General features: G+C 63.9%; 12 protein-coding genes. 8 read left to right on the plus strand and 4 right to left on the minus strand.

Annotated features, from left to right (window positions below; genetic code table 11):
• Positions 1-3: 3 nt before the first annotated feature.
• Together QYR03_RS00485 and QYR03_RS00490 are read right to left on the minus strand one after the other, a co-directional pair.
• Complete coding sequence (locus QYR03_RS00485; RefSeq protein WP_301712212.1) at positions 4-1,674, minus strand: ATP-binding cassette domain-containing protein; 1,671 nt, start codon at positions 1,672-1,674, stop codon at positions 4-6.
• Positions 1,675-1,681: 7 nt separating this feature from the next.
• Positions 1,682-2,569 carry a DUF6263 family protein gene (locus QYR03_RS00490; RefSeq protein ID WP_301712213.1) on the minus strand — a complete coding sequence of 296 codons (888 nt, stop codon included), beginning with the start codon at positions 2,567-2,569 and terminating at the stop codon, positions 1,682-1,684.
• Positions 2,570-2,706: 137 nt separating this feature from the next.
• On the opposite strand from QYR03_RS00490, the gene lspA reads away from it, so the two are divergent.
• From lspA to dnaE, 7 genes are all read left to right on the plus strand, one after another.
• A complete protein-coding gene (gene lspA, locus QYR03_RS00495) occupies positions 2,707-3,225 on the plus strand; it encodes a signal peptidase II (protein ID WP_301978957.1) in 519 nt (172 codons plus the stop codon).
• A gap of 2 nt (positions 3,226-3,227) precedes the next feature.
• Positions 3,228-4,142 (plus strand): RluA family pseudouridine synthase, encoded by a 915-nt coding sequence (locus QYR03_RS00500; RefSeq protein WP_301712214.1) that lies wholly within the window; start codon positions 3,228-3,230, stop codon positions 4,140-4,142.
• Positions 4,139-4,660, plus strand: a complete 522-nt coding sequence (locus tag QYR03_RS00505; RefSeq protein WP_301712215.1) for a hypothetical protein — start codon at positions 4,139-4,141, stop codon at positions 4,658-4,660. The genes QYR03_RS00500 and QYR03_RS00505 overlap by 4 nt, the downstream gene beginning before the upstream one ends.
• A 78-nt stretch (positions 4,661-4,738) precedes the next feature.
• Positions 4,739-6,265: an efflux RND transporter periplasmic adaptor subunit gene (locus tag QYR03_RS00510; RefSeq protein ID WP_301712216.1), complete on the plus strand. Its 1,527-nt coding sequence runs from the start codon at positions 4,739-4,741 to the stop codon at positions 6,263-6,265.
• 51 nt (positions 6,266-6,316) lie between these two features.
• A complete protein-coding gene (locus tag QYR03_RS00515; protein WP_301712435.1) occupies positions 6,317-7,030 on the plus strand; it encodes an ABC transporter ATP-binding protein in 714 nt (237 codons plus the stop codon).
• Positions 7,031-7,033: 3 nt separating this feature from the next.
• Entirely contained in the window at positions 7,034-8,326 is a 1,293-nt protein-coding gene (locus QYR03_RS00520) for an ABC transporter permease (RefSeq protein WP_301712217.1), read from the plus strand.
• 9 nt (positions 8,327-8,335) lie between these two features.
• Complete coding sequence (gene dnaE / locus QYR03_RS00525) at positions 8,336-11,905, plus strand: DNA polymerase III subunit alpha (RefSeq protein ID WP_301712218.1); 3,570 nt, start codon at positions 8,336-8,338, stop codon at positions 11,903-11,905.
• A 113-nt stretch (positions 11,906-12,018) separates the two neighbouring features.
• Here dnaE and QYR03_RS00530 read toward each other — a convergent pair whose 3' ends face one another.
• Positions 12,019-12,357: a hypothetical protein gene (locus tag QYR03_RS00530; protein ID WP_301712219.1), complete on the minus strand. Its 339-nt coding sequence runs from the start codon at positions 12,355-12,357 to the stop codon at positions 12,019-12,021.
• A gap of 212 nt (positions 12,358-12,569) precedes the next feature.
• Here QYR03_RS00530 and ilvA point away from each other — a divergent pair, with 212 nt between their 5' ends.
• Entirely contained in the window at positions 12,570-13,853 is a 1,284-nt protein-coding gene (ilvA, locus tag QYR03_RS00535; RefSeq protein ID WP_301712220.1) for a threonine ammonia-lyase IlvA, read from the plus strand.
• On the opposite strand, the gene treZ is transcribed toward ilvA, so the two are convergent.
• Positions 13,850-15,571 carry a malto-oligosyltrehalose trehalohydrolase gene (gene treZ, locus QYR03_RS00540; protein WP_301712221.1) on the minus strand — a complete coding sequence of 574 codons (1,722 nt, stop codon included), beginning with the start codon at positions 15,569-15,571 and terminating at the stop codon, positions 13,850-13,852. The two genes, ilvA and treZ, sit on opposite strands and share 4 nt — an antisense overlap.
• Positions 15,572-15,749 lie beyond the last annotated feature (178 nt).

Consider the following 15,749-nt stretch of genomic DNA (forward strand, 5'->3'; position numbering starts at 1 on the left):
GGCTTAGCTTTCCTCGCGCCACACTTCCTCGGTCCACAGCGTGGACAGGGTGAGAAGTGTGGCGCGTCCGTCTTTCTGGGCCATGCGCTGGCGCCAGCGGCGACGGATCCACCGGTCGTGGCTGGTGATGATGACGGTGCCGGGGAAATCCACCAACGCGGCTTCGAGCTCCTCGGCGAGGGCGAGGGAGAGGTGGTTGGTGGGCTCGTCGAGAAGCAGCAAATCCGGCGGAGAGGACAAGATCTTGCCCAGTGAGACACGCCGGCGCTGGCCGAGGGAGAGGTCCTCCAGCGGCATTGCGGCCTGCTCCGGGGTCATCAGCCCCATGTCGACGATGCCGGGAACGATGTCGGCACCCGTGACGGAAAGATCGGTCCATGAGTCGTCCTGCTCCAGGCGCGCGACGCTCATTTCTTCCGGCATGACAAGCTCGCCGGCATAGTCGGTCAGCTCCCCGTCAAGGATCTTCAGCAGCGTCGACTTTCCGGAACCGTTCGGGCCTTCCACGAGAAGCTGCTCGCCGGGCTGCACCTTCAGATCCAGCGAAGCGAGACGATCGGCAACCGCCAACTGTGTGGCGACGACAGCGGGCACACCGAGCGAGGTCGCGGTGTGCTCCGGGATGCCGCTGAAGCGCAGCGGCTTCGGGGGAGCGGGGATCTGGTACCGCTCGAGCGTTTCCAATCGCTGCTCGGCCGCGCGGCGGCGGTTGCCCACTGTTTTCGCGGCGCGGTCGGCGTAGAACTTCGCCGCCTTGCGCGTCTCCGTCTTGTTTTCCTGCGAATGGAATATGTCCTGCGCGGACTGCTCGGCGGCTTTCTCCAGTCGCTCGCGCTCGTGCTCCTGGGCGGCGTAATCGGTGGCCCACCGCTGGCGGCGCTGCTCCCGGGCTGTCAGATAGTCGCTGAAAGAGCCGGTGAACCGTGCTCCCTGGCGGGTTTCCTCGCCCATGCCTCCTTCCGCACCGAGACCGGGGTCGAGGTCGACGAGCGCATCGCACACCGCATCGAGGAAATAACGGTCGTGCGAGGCAGCGAGCACTGGGCCGGAAAAGGCTTCGAGCTCGCCGACGAGGAAGTCCACGGCCTCGTCATCGAGGTGGTTCGTCGGCTCGTCGAGCACCATCGCGTCGACGGGGCGCAGCAACAGAGTCGCCAGCGCGAAACGGCGGCGCTGGCCGCCGGACATCTCACCCAGCGGGGTGGCCAGGTCGACATTCGCCAAACCGAGGCCGGCCAGGACAGCCGCGATACGGGCATCGAGCTCCCATACCCCGGAATTCTCGGCGCGGGCCAAGGCAAGGTCGAATTCCTCAGCCAAGCGGGTGTTCTCGGGGTCCTCCGCCATCTTTCCGGAGAGGTCCGTGATGGCGCGCTCGACGCCGCGGAGCTCGTCCACGGCGGCGTCGATAAGCATGCGCGCCGGCTCGGTGAACGGAAGCGACGTCTCCTGGGCGATGAACCCGGTGACCGGCGGGGTGACCAGCGTGCCCGCAGTGGGGGCGAGGTCGCCGGAAATGACACCGAGCAGGGTCGACTTTCCCGCGCCATTCTCGCCGATCAGGCCCGTGACGGAGCCGGACGGAACCGCGAAGGAGACGTCGGTGAGGACGCGGTGCCCGTCGGGGTAGGTGAACGAAACACCGTCGAGTCCGATGTGCAGCGGTGCGGGCATAATGCGGCTACTTTCCGTACCGTGTCGCGGTGGTCACGTCCTGGACCACCTTGAAGTCTTGGTTTTGGCCGGCGTAGACAAGCCGCGTCGTTGCGGCATTCTGCCCGGCCACGGGGATCGGCTTGGTCAGATCGACCGTGATCTCCGCCTGCGACGTAGTGTTGAAGCTCTCTTCGTTGAGCTGCTCTGCGTCGGGGGCGGCCTCATCCTGTTTCGAGCCGGAGTCGGGGATGGGGCTGGATGCTTCCCGCGGCGGCTCCTCGGAAATGTCGAGGTCGAGCGTCACCGTCGTCCCTTCGATCTTGGTGACGGTGTAGGTGGTCGTGCGGTTCATGGAAGTCCGGCCGAGGGTCTGCGCCGTCGACGTCCACGTTGCGCCTTCGCCGACTTCCTCGCGCGGGAAGACCGGCATGGAGGACATGATCTGCAGCAACGCGGTCTCGAGGCGCTCGCGGTCCTCGTCGCTGCTGCCGTCCTCGGGGAGCAGCTTCACGTCGTTGATCTGCCCGGTGGGGTTGAAGGACCAGCGCATGCGGAAGCCTTCGGCGACGACATCGGTGGTCGTCCCCGTGCTGGTGACATCCAGATGCAGTGTCTGGGCGTCCGCGGCGCCCGGCTGAGGTGCGGCGGCATCGACCTTGTCGGTGGCGACAGAGCCCTGGTAGATGCCGTTCGCCACCTCGACGCTCGTCGCCTGCTGTGCGCCCTCGGTGGCGTAGGAGAGCACCTTCTTCTCGCCGTCGCCCGCGTCGACGAGCTTCACGCGCTGCGGATCGACGTCGAAGGCGGGGACCTCCGCGAGCGGATCGGAATCCTGCGACGAGCACGCGGAAAGAGCCACGGTGAGGCTCAAAGCGGCCGCGGCGGCGATTGCTGGGAGAAACCTAATGCTCACACATTGAACCTACCGCACGGCGAAACGACTACAGTAAGGCGACGATGAGCACCACTTCTTCCAACGCGTCCACGGCAACAGCCGGTTCCACTGCTTTTGCCCGCCGCCGCACGTACCTCGCGCTGGTCGCGGGCATTATGGTCGCCGTCGCGGTCGTTGACCAGGTGGTCAAACAGGTCATGGTGGCCACGTTGACCCCGGGAGAGCCCGTTGCCGTCATTGGCGACTGGTTCCGCTGGCTGCTGCTGTTCAATTCCGGCGCGGCGTTTTCAATGGGGCAGAACCTCACCTGGTTGATCACCGCCATTCAGTTGGCGTTCGTCGTCGGCGCTCTCATCGCCGCGCCGCGGCTCCGCGTCCGTTCGGCGGCTGTGGGCATCGCTCTTGTCGCCGGCGGCGCGTTGGGCAATCTCATCGACCGCCTGTTCCGCCCGCCGGGGTTCTGGTTCGGCCATGTAGTCGACTACATTTCCGTCGGTGATTTCGCCGTGTTCAACCTCGCCGACACCGCGATCAACATCGGTGTTGCGGTGTTCGTCCTCGCAATCTTGTTCAGCAAGGAGGAGACGCTGTTCATCGAAAACGGCGGGGAAGGTAAAGAGGACGGCCCAGCGGATGGACGAAGGAACAAGGGCTGCGGCGGGGGAGAGGAGTGAGCATGACCAGCGGGTACAGGTCGATGATGGTTCCGGAGGGCCTCGCCGGTATGCGCGTCGACGCCGCTGTGGCCAAGGCCTTCGGTGTTTCCCGCTCCGTCGCCGCCGAGCTCGAGGTGCTTATTGACGGCACCGCTGTCCCCAAATCCACCCGCCTCACCCCGGGCCAGACCCTCGAAGTGACCTTGCCTGAACCCAAGCAAGTGCCCATGCCGAAGGATGAGCCGGTGGAAGGCTTGGAGATCCTCTACGACGATGAGGACGTCATCGTCGTGGACAAACCGGTCGGGGTGGCGGCACACCCGACACTGGGGTGGGAAGGACCGACCGTCGTCGGGGGATTGGTGGCGATGGGCTTCCAACTTCCCGATGCTGGGCCGCCAGAGCGCAAGGGAATTGTGCAGCGCCTCGACGTGGGCACCTCCGGTGTGATGGTGGTGGCCAACTCGGTTCAGGGCTACTCAGTGCTCAAGCGGGCGTTCAAGGAGCGCACGGTGGAAAAGACTTACCACGCCGTGGTGCAGGGCTTGCCCGACCCGATCGTGGGCACCATCGATGCGCCCATCGGCCGCCACCCGTCGTCCGGCTGGAAATTCGCCGTGACCACGGACGGCCGCCACTCAGTGACCCACTACGAGGTCCTCGAGGCGTTCCGGGAAGCAAGTCTGCTCGAAGTGCACCTGGAAACTGGACGCACCCACCAGATCCGCGTCCACATGTCCTCGGTGGGGCATCCCTGCGTCGGCGATCCGATGTACGGCTCGGACCCGAACTTGACCAAGCGCCTGGGGCTGAAGCGCCAGTGGCTGCACGCCACCACCCTCGGTTTCACCCACCCGGGCACGGGCGCATGGATGGAAGTCACTTCGCCGTACCCGGAGGACCTCCAGCACGCCGTCGACGAGCTGCGTGCATGAACCGGCGCGAATTCACTGCGGGACTCGTTCTGGTCGTCGGCGCACTCCTCATCGGCGCGGTCGCCCTGCTCGGTTCCCACACCGGTGTCGACCCCGTTCCGCATGGCGACCAGTTGGGGCAGGAAGCAGGAGAGAGCTTCGACGACTACGCGGCCCGGGCTGCCAGCACCCTGGATTCAGCGCCCGCGGATGAACCCGCCTTCGCCCTCGTAACCTTCTCCCGCGAACTCACCCCGGAACAGGCGTCGGCGGTGCTCGAGCCGGTCGCCCGCGTCAGCGCCGTGGCTGCCGCCGGGGCCTCCCCTGAACCTGTGGGCGAGCCGGCGGCGGGGCGCGACCGCACGGAGATTTTCCGGATCGCGGTGGGGGAGAAAATCGTTGGCGCGGTGGTCCGCGACACCGGCAGGGCCTTGCGTTTCGCCGCAGCTGACGAGCGGATCGCCGCAGTGGAAGTGCTCCCGCCCGATGCCGTGTGGGGAGCCTTCGGGATGCGTCCAGTGGACATTCAGGCTGAGTAATTCGCCTATCGTCTACGCCTTATGGTCGTGTAAGGTCATTGAGGGTTATTTTTCGGTCCTTAAATGAGGAGATGAGACGTGTCAGCTATCCGTAAGACCGGAGCATCGCTCGCTGTGGCATCCACGCTGTTCTTCGTGACTGCGTGCGGAATCGGCGGTGGTGGCGACAATAAGGACGACGGCAACTCCCTCGGCGCCGGCGAATACGATGTCGTGGCCAAGGAAGACGTGGTCAACAGCATCATCGTCGACGGCACGGTGGCACCCATCCGCCAGGCTGGCATCTCTACGACCCTGCAGGTCCCGGTGGAGAAGATCCACGTTGCGGTCGGCGACAAGGTCAAGCAGGGCCAGTTGCTGGTCACCATGGACACCAGCTCCATCGAGCGCGAGATCGACGCGCAGCAGCAGGCCAACCAGCAGGTGATGAGCCAAGGCGAAGGCGACGCGCCGGTGCAGATGACCGCCGCGAGCGACTTGAAAAAGATCGTCGCCGACGCAGGCAAGACCATCGAGGACTGCCTGAAACCGATCATTCCGGGCAGCGTCACTGTGCCAGCTCCCGGACCGGCCCCGGCGCCGGCGCCCGCGCCGCAGGGCCCGTCGCGCGAACAGATCGAGGAGGCGCTGAACCAGGCCCATGAGCAGGGCCGCGCGCAGGGCGCCCAGGAAGCGCAAGCGGCGCTCCAGCAGCAGGCCCAGATGCCTGGCGGCGAGGGTGCTGGCGCCGGCGCAGGTGCCGGTGCTGGCATGTCCGAGGAAGAGATGATGGCGCAGCAGCAGGCCATGGCTGAGCAACAGGCTATGGCGCAGGGCGGCGGCGCCGGCGGTGACACGAGCATGCTCGAGTACCAGATGCAGGAGCGCGAGGTCACATCCCCAATCAACGGTGTGGTGACCAAGATCGAGGCCGAGGAGGGTTCCCCGGCTGGCGGCGCTCTCATGACCGTGGCCGACACCTCCCGGTATCTGGTCAAGGCCTCCGTGCGCGAGTCCGATGTCGCAAACGTGAAGGAAGGCAACCGCGTCACTTTCACCACCCCGATCACCGGCGACCGGAAGTTCGAGGGAAAGGTGCGCCGCGTCGCGCCGATGGCCGACGGCGCCGAAGACGGTGGTGCCGCGGCCGCCGCACGTGCCATGCAGGGCGGCGGCAACGACAGCCAGAACAGCAAGAAGGACACCGGCATCAGCTTCCCGGTTGAAATCGAGGTCACCGGCGACACCAAGGGACTCCGTCTCGGCGGCTCGGCCCGTGTTGAGGTCATCACCGAAGAAGACCGCGGCCAGTTGAGCATTCCGCTCGACGCCGTCTACGACGAGAACAAGATCCTCGTGCTGAACCGTGCCAACAAGGACGCAACCGAGGGCACCATCGAAGAGCGCACGGTGAAGACCGGTGTGAAGAACGACACCGACATCGCGGTCACCAGCGGCGAGCTGAAGGAGGGCGACGTCGTCATCGCGTGGCCGGAGGACTTCCGCGACCGAGTCGGCGAGACCGTCACGATCTCCGACGAGAATTTCGCTCCGTCCGGCGCGGACAAGGCTTCCAAGAACGACAAGGCTGACAAAGCCAAAGACGCCGACAAGTCAGATAAGTAAGGGGAGAATAGCCCTGTGAGCACGGCCATCAACGGCGGCGAACAGCCGGCCATGGTCAAGATCGACCCCGAAAAGCTGATCTTCATGCGCGGGATCGTCAAGACCTACAACAAAGGCAAAGACACTGAGCTGACAGTCCTGCACGGCATCGACTTCGAGACCGACCATGGCGAGTTCGTGTCTATCGTGGGCCCGTCCGGCTGCGGCAAGTCGACTCTGATGAACCTGATCGGCATGCTGGACAAGCCGACGCACGGCGGGTACGCGTTCAACGGTGAAGATATCTTCCAGAAGTTGGACAACGAGCTCGCGGCGTACCGCTCCCAGAACATCGGCTTCATCTTCCAGAACTTCAACTTGGTCGGCCGCATCAACGCGCTGCAGAACGTGGCCATGCCGATGATGTACGCCGGTGTGGGCAAGCGCGAGCGTGAAGAGCGTGCCGCTGAGCTGCTCGATCTCGTGGGCATGGGCGACCGCCTCAAGCACGCGCCGAACGAGCTTTCCGGCGGCCAGAAGCAGCGAGTGGCGATTGCGCGCAGCCTGGCCAACGACCCGGACCTCCTGCTCGCCGACGAGCCGACGGGCGCGCTCGATTCCGAGACCGGCCGCATGGTGATGGATTTGTTCCACCAGCTCAACCAGGAGTACGGCAAGGCGATCGTGTTCATCACCCACAACCCCGACCTGGCGAAGGAAACAGGGCGCATCGTGGAGATGAAGGATGGCCGCGTCGTCGACGTGCGCACGGGAGGTGCGGTCTAAGCCATGGAATTCCGTGAATCAGTCAACCTTGCGCTCGGTAGTCTGCGGACGAACAAGATGCGTTCGATCCTCACCCTGCTGGGCATCATCATCGGCATCATGGCCGTGGTGATCATCATGACCCTCGGACGAGGACTGCAGAATTCCGTGACCAGCGGCCTCGAGGACATTGGCGCTTCGCAGCAAGCGGTGTTCATCACCGAGAAACCTCAGGACGGCGCTGACGGCGAAGAAGAACCGGGAGGCTTCAACCCGCCTGCCACCGACGAAGCGGACAAAGTCACGCTCGAGCAGCTCGCCGAACTCAAGGACCACTTCGGCGACCGCATCGTCGGCGTGGACATCCAGAACAGCTTCGGCGGCACTGCCAAATTCAAGGATCAGGATTCCTCGGCCCAGGTGAACCCAGTTCTCGGCGAGTCCATGGAAGTGCGCAACGTGAAGATCGCCTACGGGCGCGCGATCGAGCAGCGGGACATCGACAGCCAGCGCCCAGTCGCGGTCGTTTCGCAGGAGCTTGTCGACGCCTTCTTCGACGGCGACGCAGCATCTGCCCTGGGGCAGCGCGTCGACCTGACCGTGGAATCGACGGGTGTGTTCACCATTGTCGGTGTCGCCGAGGCGGAGGAGCAAGACGCCAGCAACTTCGGCCAGGAGTCCGCTGCTGGTCAAGCCTTTATCCCCATCAGCTCTGTCGACCGTGTCGCGGAGCCGATCACGAGCACCGATATGTTCAACGTGCAGGCCAAAGGTGATGAGGATCCGGCGGAGTTCCGCGACGAACTGCAGAAGTATGTGGACCGCTGGTACTCCAACAGCGATACTGCGCAGGCCGAGGTCATCGACATGCAGGCCGAGCTCGCGTCGTTTACCAAGATTTTCGGCGCCATCAGTGCAGTGATCGCCTCCATCGCCGGTATCTCGCTGCTCGTTGGCGGCATCGGTGTCATGAACGTCATGCTCATCACCGTCACCGAACGCACCCGCGAAATCGGTGTACGTAAGGCGCTCGGCGCGACCCGCCGTGATATCCGCACCCAGTTCATCGTTGAGGCAGTCATGGTCTGTCTCCTCGGCGGCATTATCGGCATCGTTTTGGGTGGTCTCATTGGCTCGGTCGCCAGCGGCTTTATCGGCATGTTTGGCGGTGGCGAATACGGACCAATGGCGTGGCCGCCGGTCAGTGCCGTGGTTGCGTCGCTGCTCTTCTCCATGGCGATCGGTGTTTTCTTCGGCGCGTACCCGGCGAACAGGGCCGCCAAGATGCAGCCGATCGACGCTTTGCGCTACGAGTAAACTACCGGCATGGCCAAAAACTCCTCGTTCGTTCACCTGCACAACCACACCGAGTTTTCCATGCTCGACGGTATGGCCAAGGTGGATCTCTTGGCCGAGGAAGTCGTCCGCCAGGGCATGCCCGCCGTGGGCATGACGGACCACGGCAATATGTTCGGCTCCAACGCTTTCTACCGCCGGATGGTGGAAGCCGGCGTGAAGCCGATCATCGGCATCGAGGCGTATATGGCCCCGGAGTCCCGCTTCAACAAAAAGCGTGTGCTGTGGGGTACTCCCGACCAGAAGGGCGACGACGTCTCGGCCTCCGGTGCTTACCTGCACCAGACGATGCTGGCGGAGAATGCCACGGGCCTGCACAACCTGTTCAAACTGTCCTCCTTGGCGTCTTACGAGGGGCAGCTGGGCAAGTGGCCACGCATGGACGCAGAGCTTGTCGCCGAGCATGCCGACGGAATCATCGCCACCACCGGCTGCCCGTCCGGCGATGTCCAGACGCGCCTGCGTCTCGGCCAGTACGACCAAGCGCTCGAGGCCGCCGCGATGTGGCAAGACATCTACGGCAAGGACAATTATTTCCTCGAGCTGATGGACCACGGCCTGCATATCGAGCGCCGGGTCCGCGACGACTTGTTGCGCATCGGCCAGGCGCTCGACCTGCCGCCGCTGGTCACCAACGATTGCCACTATGTGCTCGAATCTCAGGCACCAGCCCATGAGGCAATGCTGTGCGTTCAGACAGGCAAGACGCTGCTCGATCCGGACCGCTTCAAATTCGACGCCACCGACTTCTACATCAAGTCCGCTGAGCAGATGCGCGCCACGTGGGACGACATGGTCCCGGACGGTTGCGACAACACCCTGTGGATCGCCGAGCGCGTCGGCGACTACGGCGAGCTGTGGGAGGAGCACCCGCACGACCGCATGCCTATCGCGACGGTGCCGGAGGGGGAGACCCCGACGACGTGGCTACGCAAGGAAGTGCACCGCGGTCTCCAGGAGCGCTTCGAGGGCAAGGACGTGCCCGAGGAGTACTACAAGCGTGCCGACTACGAGATCGACGTCATCGACATGAAGGGCTACCCGTCCTACTTCCTCATCGTCGCCGAGCTGATCAAGCACGCCCGTTCGGTGGGCATCCGTGTCGGACCGGGCCGTGGTTCGGCGGCTGGTTCACTGGTCGCCTACGCGTTGACGATCACGAATATCGACCCGATGGAGCACGGCCTGCTCTTCGAGAGGTTCCTGAACCCGGAGCGTCCGTCGGCACCCGATATCGATATCGACTTCGACGACCGCCGCCGCGGGGAAATGCTGACCTACGCCGCGGAGAACTGGGGTGAGGACAAGATCGCCCAGGTGATCACATTCGGCACAGTGAAGACGAAGCAGGCCATCAAGGACTCCGCGAAGGTGAACTTCGGCCAGCCGGGCTTCCAGATGGCAGACCGGATCAACGCCGCACTGCCACCGGCGATCATGGCGAAGGATATTCCGTTGTCCGGCATCACCGACCCGGAGCACGAGCGCTACTCGGAAGCCGCCGAGGTGCGCTCCATGATCGAGACTGATCCGGACGTGGCCAAGATCTATGAGACCGCCCGCGGCCTCGAAGGAGTCGTGCGCCAGGCCGGTGTCCACGCCTGCGCGGTGATCATGGCGTCTGTGCCGCTCATGGACCACATCCCGATGTGGAAGCGCCCCGCCGACGGCGCGCTCATCACGGGGTGGGACTACCCGGCGTGCGAGGCAATCGGCCTGCTGAAGATGGACTTCCTCGGTCTGCGCAACCTCACTGTCATCGGTGACGCGATCGAGAACATCCAGAAGAACCGCGGCGAGGATCTCGACCTGGAAAGCCTGGACACTGAGGATCCAGCCGTGTACGAACTCCTGTCGCGCGGCGACACGCTCGGTGTGTTCCAGCTCGACTCCGGTGGCATGCAGGAGCTGCTCAAGCGCATGAAGCCGACGGGCTTCAACGATATTGTCGCGTCCCTGGCGCTCTACCGCCCAGGACCGATGGGCGTGAACGCCCACTGGGACTACGCGGACCGCAAGAACGGGCGCAAGCCGATCACCCCGATCCACCCGGAGCTGGAGGAGCCACTGCGGGAGATCCTGGACGAGACCTACGGCCTTATCGTCTACCAGGAGCAGATCATGAGGATCTCGCAGAAGGTGGCGAACTACACGGCCGGCGAGGCAGACGGCTTCCGTAAAGCGATGGGCAAGAAGAAGCCGGAAGTGCTCGCCCAGCAGTACGAGAAGTTCTCCCAGGGCATGTTCGACAACGGGTACACAAAATCCGCCGTTGACGCGCTGTGGGGCACGATCGAGCCGTTCGCCTCCTACGCGTTCAACAAGTCGCACGCCGCGGGCTACGCGCTGGTGTCGTACTGGACGGCATACCTGAAGGCGAACTACGCCTCCGAGTACATGGCGGCATTGCTGACCTCGGTCGGCGACAAGAAGGACAAGTCCGCGATCTACCTCGCCGACTGCCGCCACCTAGGGATCTCCGTCCTGCCACCGGACATCAACGAGTCCGAAGAGAACTTCCTCGCTGTGGACAAGGACATCCGCTACGGTCTTGCAGCGATCCGCAATGTGGGCGTTGAGGTGGTGGAATCCATCATGGAGACCCGCCGCACTAAGGGCGCGTTCACGAGCTTCTCCGACTACCTCGACAAGATCGATCTGTTGCCGTGCAATAAGCGAATTACTGAATCACTGATCAAGGGCGGCGCTTTCGACTCGCTCGGACACCCGCGCAAGGGGCTGCTGCTCGTCTCCGACGGTGCGGTGGACTCGGTGCTGACGACCAAGAAGGCCGCGGACAAGGGGCAGTTCGATCTGTTCTCCTCCTTCGGCGGGGACGACAGCGACGAGCAGAGCGCGGCTAACGCGTTCACTATCGAGGTGCCGGACGAGGAGTGGGAAAAGAAGCACAAGCTCGCCCTCGAGCGCGAAATGCTCGGCCTGTACGTTTCCGGCCACCCGCTCGACGGCTTCGAGGAGGTGTTGGAAGCACAGACTGACACCGCGTTGCCGAAGATTCTCGGCGGCGAGATGCGCCACGGCGATCAAGTCACCATCGGCGGCATCATTTCCAGCGTCGACCGGCGCTACTCCAAGAAGGACGGTTCGCCCTGGGCGATTGTGACACTGGAGGACCATCACGGTGCCCAGGTGGAAGTCCTGCTGTTCAACAAGGTCTACGCCCTTGTGGCGCCGCAGATCGTGGAGGACAACATCATCCTCGTCAAGGCCCACGTGTCCATCCGCGACGAGCGCATGAGCCTGTTCGGCGACGATGTGAAGGTGCCGGAACTGGGGCCGGGAAACGGTGCTGGTCTGCCCCTGCGCCTGACGCTGCGCACGGAGCAGTGCACAGTGGACAACATCCGCAAGCTCAAGCAGGTGCTGGTGAACAACCCGGGTGATTCCGATGTGTACCTGAACCTCGTCAACGGCGACCAGTCGCAGCTCATGGTCTTGGGCGACCACTTGCGTGTCGAACGTTCGGGCAGCCTCATGGGGGACCTCAAAGCAGCCATGGGCGCAGGAGTCCTGGGGTAGAGAAGCAGACGACTCCTCCGCCCACAATTGGATCCAGGGGTGGAGGAGTCTTCAAGTTTGCGCGGGTGAGGCACTAGCCCCCACCCGCGCAGGAAGGCTGAGTTGAAGGGTGATTACCCGAAGTTCTTCATGAAGGCTTCGAACTGCGCCTTGGCCGTCGGGGAGACGGAAATGATGATCGCGGCGAGTTGAGAGCCTACCGTGATCACACCGGCGATGACCGACACGATCATGGAGATCGTCTTGAACTGGTTGCTCTTGAAGTACTTGTCGGCGCGGTTCAGGCCGGACGAACCGAAGATGCCGTCCTTGCCGGACTCGGAGCTGGCACCGTTTTCGTCCGCTTCGTTCTCCGCGTCGGCCGTGCCTTCACCAGCAGCGGTGTCGGAGTTGATCGGGGCGGTTTCGTTGTCGGCGGTCTGGGCGATAGCCGGGGTTGCGCTGAAAGCCATCGCGGCGGAAAGTGCTGCGGCGACGAGTGCGGTGCGCTTCTACACGGAGGACTCCTTCTTCAACAGGAAGTTGGGCAATCTAGTGGGAACCTCTGAGAATTTTACGCCCTGCATGGGTGAATGCCAAGGGGTTCACAGCCCGGTTGCCGCCGCGTGGAATTCGTCGGCCAAGCAAGCTTCTCGTTTCCGGGTGGAGTCTATGATTGCGAGGTATGACACATTCGCCTGATTTTTCACCCGTGCACGCAGCAGATATTCAAAGGGCACAGGCGAGTATTTCGGGCATTATCGCGCCAACACCGTTGCAGTACTGCCCGCGCCTGTCGCAGCTCTACGGCGTGGAGGTTTATCTCAAGCGGGAAGACCTGCAGGACGTGCGCTCGTACAAGATCCGCGGGGCGTACTACAACATCAGCAACCTCACTGAGGAGGAGAAGGCAGCCGGTGTCGTCGCGGCATCGGCAGGCAATCACGCGCAGGGAGCTGCGTACGCCTGCCGTTCCATGGGGATCGACGGCAAGATCTTCGTGCCCAAACGCACCCCGAAGCAGAAGCGCGACCGCATCAAGGTCCACGGCGGCGACAACGTGGAGCTCGTGCTCGTCGGCGACACCTTCGACGAAGCCGCTGAAGCAGCCCGCGCGGACGCCGAGGCGCGCGGTGCCACGATCGTCGAGCCGTTCAATGCCCGCAACACCGTCATCGGGCAGGGCACCGTGGGCGCCGAAGTCGTCTCCCAGCTGTCCGGTCTGGGCAAGTCCCTCGACTCCATCGTCGTGCCCGTCGGCGGCGGCGGACTGATCGCCGGAATCACCTCGTACTTGGCCGATATGTCGCCGCGCACCGCCGTGGTGGGCGTGGAACCGGCGGGCGGCCAGTCGCTCAAAGGGGCGCTCGACGCCGGTGAACCGGTGACGCTAGAGACGGTCGATCCGTTCGTCGACGGGGCCGCCGTGAAGCGCATCGGCGACGTGAATTACAAGATCATCGAGGAGAATCTCGGACGTGTCCACGTGCTTGCCGCCGACGAGGGGGCAGTGTGCACGAGCATGCTCGCGCTGTACCAGAACGAGGGCATCATCGCCGAGCCTGCAGGGGCGCTGTCGGTGGCTGCGCTTGCCGACGTCACCCTCGCCCCAGGTAGCACCGTCGTCTGCGTCATTTCCGGCGGCAATAACGATGTGCTGCGTTACGCCGAGATCATGGAGCGTTCGCTGGTCCACCGGGGTCTGAAGCACTACTTCCTGGTCAATTTCGCCCAGGAGCCGGGGCAGCTCCGCCGCTTCCTCAACGACGTGCTCGGACCGGACGACGATATCGCCCTGTTCGAGTACTTGAAGAAGAACAATCGCGAGACCGGCGCCGCGCTGGTCGGCATCGAACTCGCCCGCGCGGCCGACCTTGATCCGCTGCTCGAGCGGATGGAGGAAGCATCCTTCGACTGCCGTCGGCTCATGCCGGGCACCCCGGAGTACGAGTTCATCGTCACCGGCTAAGGCCGGCGTTCAATCACAGCAAAGCCCCACGGGTCCAGCCGGGTTTCTGTAGCGGTAACGGTCGGGGAAGTGAACGAATAGACGAGCTCGCCGCCCACCGGAACCGTCACCGGGTCCCCCGAGAAATTGGCTGCGAGGACGACATCGTCGTAGCCCATCGTGAGCCAGTCGCCGGAGTGCTCGACCTGTAGCTCGCGGAGGTCCTCGCGGGCGAGGTCTAATTCGCGTCGCAGCGTGAGCAGTGTCTTGTACGCCCCGTACATGCTTTGGGCTGTGTCACCGTGGTTCCAGTCGAGTTTCGCCGATTCGAACGTGGCCGGGTCGGCGGGGTCGGGGACTTCCGCGAAATCCCAGCCGTAGCGGGCGAATTCGTGTGCGCGGCCCTCACGTGTCAGCCGCATGAGCTCCTCGTCAGTGTGGGAGACGAAGAAGGGGAACGGTGTCTGGGCGAAGGATTCCTCGCCCATGAAGATCATCGGCGTGAACGGGCTGAAGAAGATCACCGCGGCCTTCAGCGCGTGCTGGGCCGGGGTGAGGTTCTGCGACGGCCGGTCGCCCTGCGCGCGGTTGCCCACTTGGTCGTGCGTGGTGGTGTACGTGATCAGCTTCCATGGCGGGATTGCGGCCAAGTCCAGTGCTCGGCCGTGGGTGCGGCCGCGGAAACTGGAGTAGTCGTTGCGGAACCGGAAGCCGTGGCGCAGTGTGTCGGCCAGTATCTCCACGGTGCCGAAGTCCTCGTAGTAGGCGTTATTCTCGCCGGTGATGACGGTGTGGAGAGCATGGTGGACATCGTCTAGCCACTGCGCGTCCAACCCGTACCCGCCGACCGAGTAGTCGGAGATGATGCGCGGATCGTTCAGGTCGCTTTCCGCGATGATGATCGGATTCGGCCCGTTGGCCGCTTCGACCTGGTCGGCGACCATGTTGATCTGCTCCATGATGGAGTACGCCTCGCGGTCGTCGTAGGAATGAACGGCGTCGAGGCGCAGCCCGTCGATGTGGAATTCGTCGAGCCAGCGGCGCACCGCGTCGAGCACGTACGCGCGCACCTCGTCCGAATCCGAACCGGAGAAATTCACCACATCGCCCCAGCCCGTCGTACCGGCCGTGGTGTAGGGGCCGAACTGGCCGTTATAGTTCCCGTCCGGGCCGAAGTGGTTATACACCACATCGAGGTACACACCGACACCCTTGTTGTGGGCTGCGTTGATGAGGCGTTTCAACCCGTCCGGTCCACCGTAACTTTCCTGCACCGCGAACCAGTCCACACCGTCGTAGCCCCAGTTGCGCTCTCCGCCGAATGGCTGGACGGGCATCAGCTCGATCGTGGTCACGCCCAGGTCGACGAGGTAATCGAGCTTGTCGACGACACCGTCGAACGTCCCCTCCTCCGTGAACGTCCCCACATGGAGCTCATAGATGACCTGCCCCTTGAGCTCGTAGTTGGTCCAGTGCTGGTCCGACCACTCGAATTCGTCGTCCGTCACTTCCGACAGCCCGTGGACCCCGTCCGGCTGGCGGGTTGAACGAGGGTCGGGGAGGGGAGCGGACCATGCGTCGCCGTCGAAAAGCGAGAAGCCGTAACGCTGGCCCGGAACCTTCTCGACGTCGCTGATCCACCAGCCTCTGCGGTGGTCGTCGCGCCGCATCTGATGCTCAACGCCGTCCACCACGATCTTCGTGTCGTGCGCGTGAGGGGCCCATACATCGAACTTCATGTGTTCCACCCTAAGTAATATGGCCCGGCGATGGTGACAACGTATTCATTGCCTGTTCGGGGTGAGCCGAATCGGAGGAGGAGGCGCGGGAGGACTCGTCCACGCTTACTCGGAGTAGGTGACGCAAGCGGTGGAGCTGGTCAAACCCGCAGCCCAAGCCGTACCGGGGGATCGCGTC

Source organism: Corynebacterium sp. P4-C1 (assembly GCF_030503595.1).
In the GTDB taxonomy this organism is placed as follows: Bacteria; Actinomycetota; Actinomycetes; order Mycobacteriales; family Mycobacteriaceae; genus Corynebacterium.

Coding starts and splice junctions, on each gene's coding strand:
- treZ (WP_301712221.1), bottom strand. CDS start 15,571: ATGAAGTTCGATGTATGGGCCCCTCACGCGCACGACACGAAGATCGTG.
- lspA (WP_301978957.1), top strand. CDS start 2,707: ATGGTCGCCGTCGCGGTCGTTGACCAGGTGGTCAAACAGGTCATGGTG.
- QYR03_RS00500 (WP_301712214.1), top strand. CDS start 3,228: ATGACCAGCGGGTACAGGTCGATGATGGTTCCGGAGGGCCTCGCCGGT.
- ilvA (WP_301712220.1), top strand. CDS start 12,570: ATGACACATTCGCCTGATTTTTCACCCGTGCACGCAGCAGATATTCAA.
- QYR03_RS00485 (WP_301712212.1), bottom strand. CDS start 1,674: ATGCCCGCACCGCTGCACATCGGACTCGACGGTGTTTCGTTCACCTAC.
- QYR03_RS00515 (WP_301712435.1), top strand. CDS start 6,317: ATGGTCAAGATCGACCCCGAAAAGCTGATCTTCATGCGCGGGATCGTC.
- QYR03_RS00530 (WP_301712219.1), bottom strand. CDS start 12,357: ATGGCTTTCAGCGCAACCCCGGCTATCGCCCAGACCGCCGACAACGAA.
- dnaE (WP_301712218.1), top strand. CDS start 8,336: ATGGCCAAAAACTCCTCGTTCGTTCACCTGCACAACCACACCGAGTTT.
- QYR03_RS00505 (WP_301712215.1), top strand. CDS start 4,139: ATGAACCGGCGCGAATTCACTGCGGGACTCGTTCTGGTCGTCGGCGCA.
- QYR03_RS00520 (WP_301712217.1), top strand. CDS start 7,034: ATGGAATTCCGTGAATCAGTCAACCTTGCGCTCGGTAGTCTGCGGACG.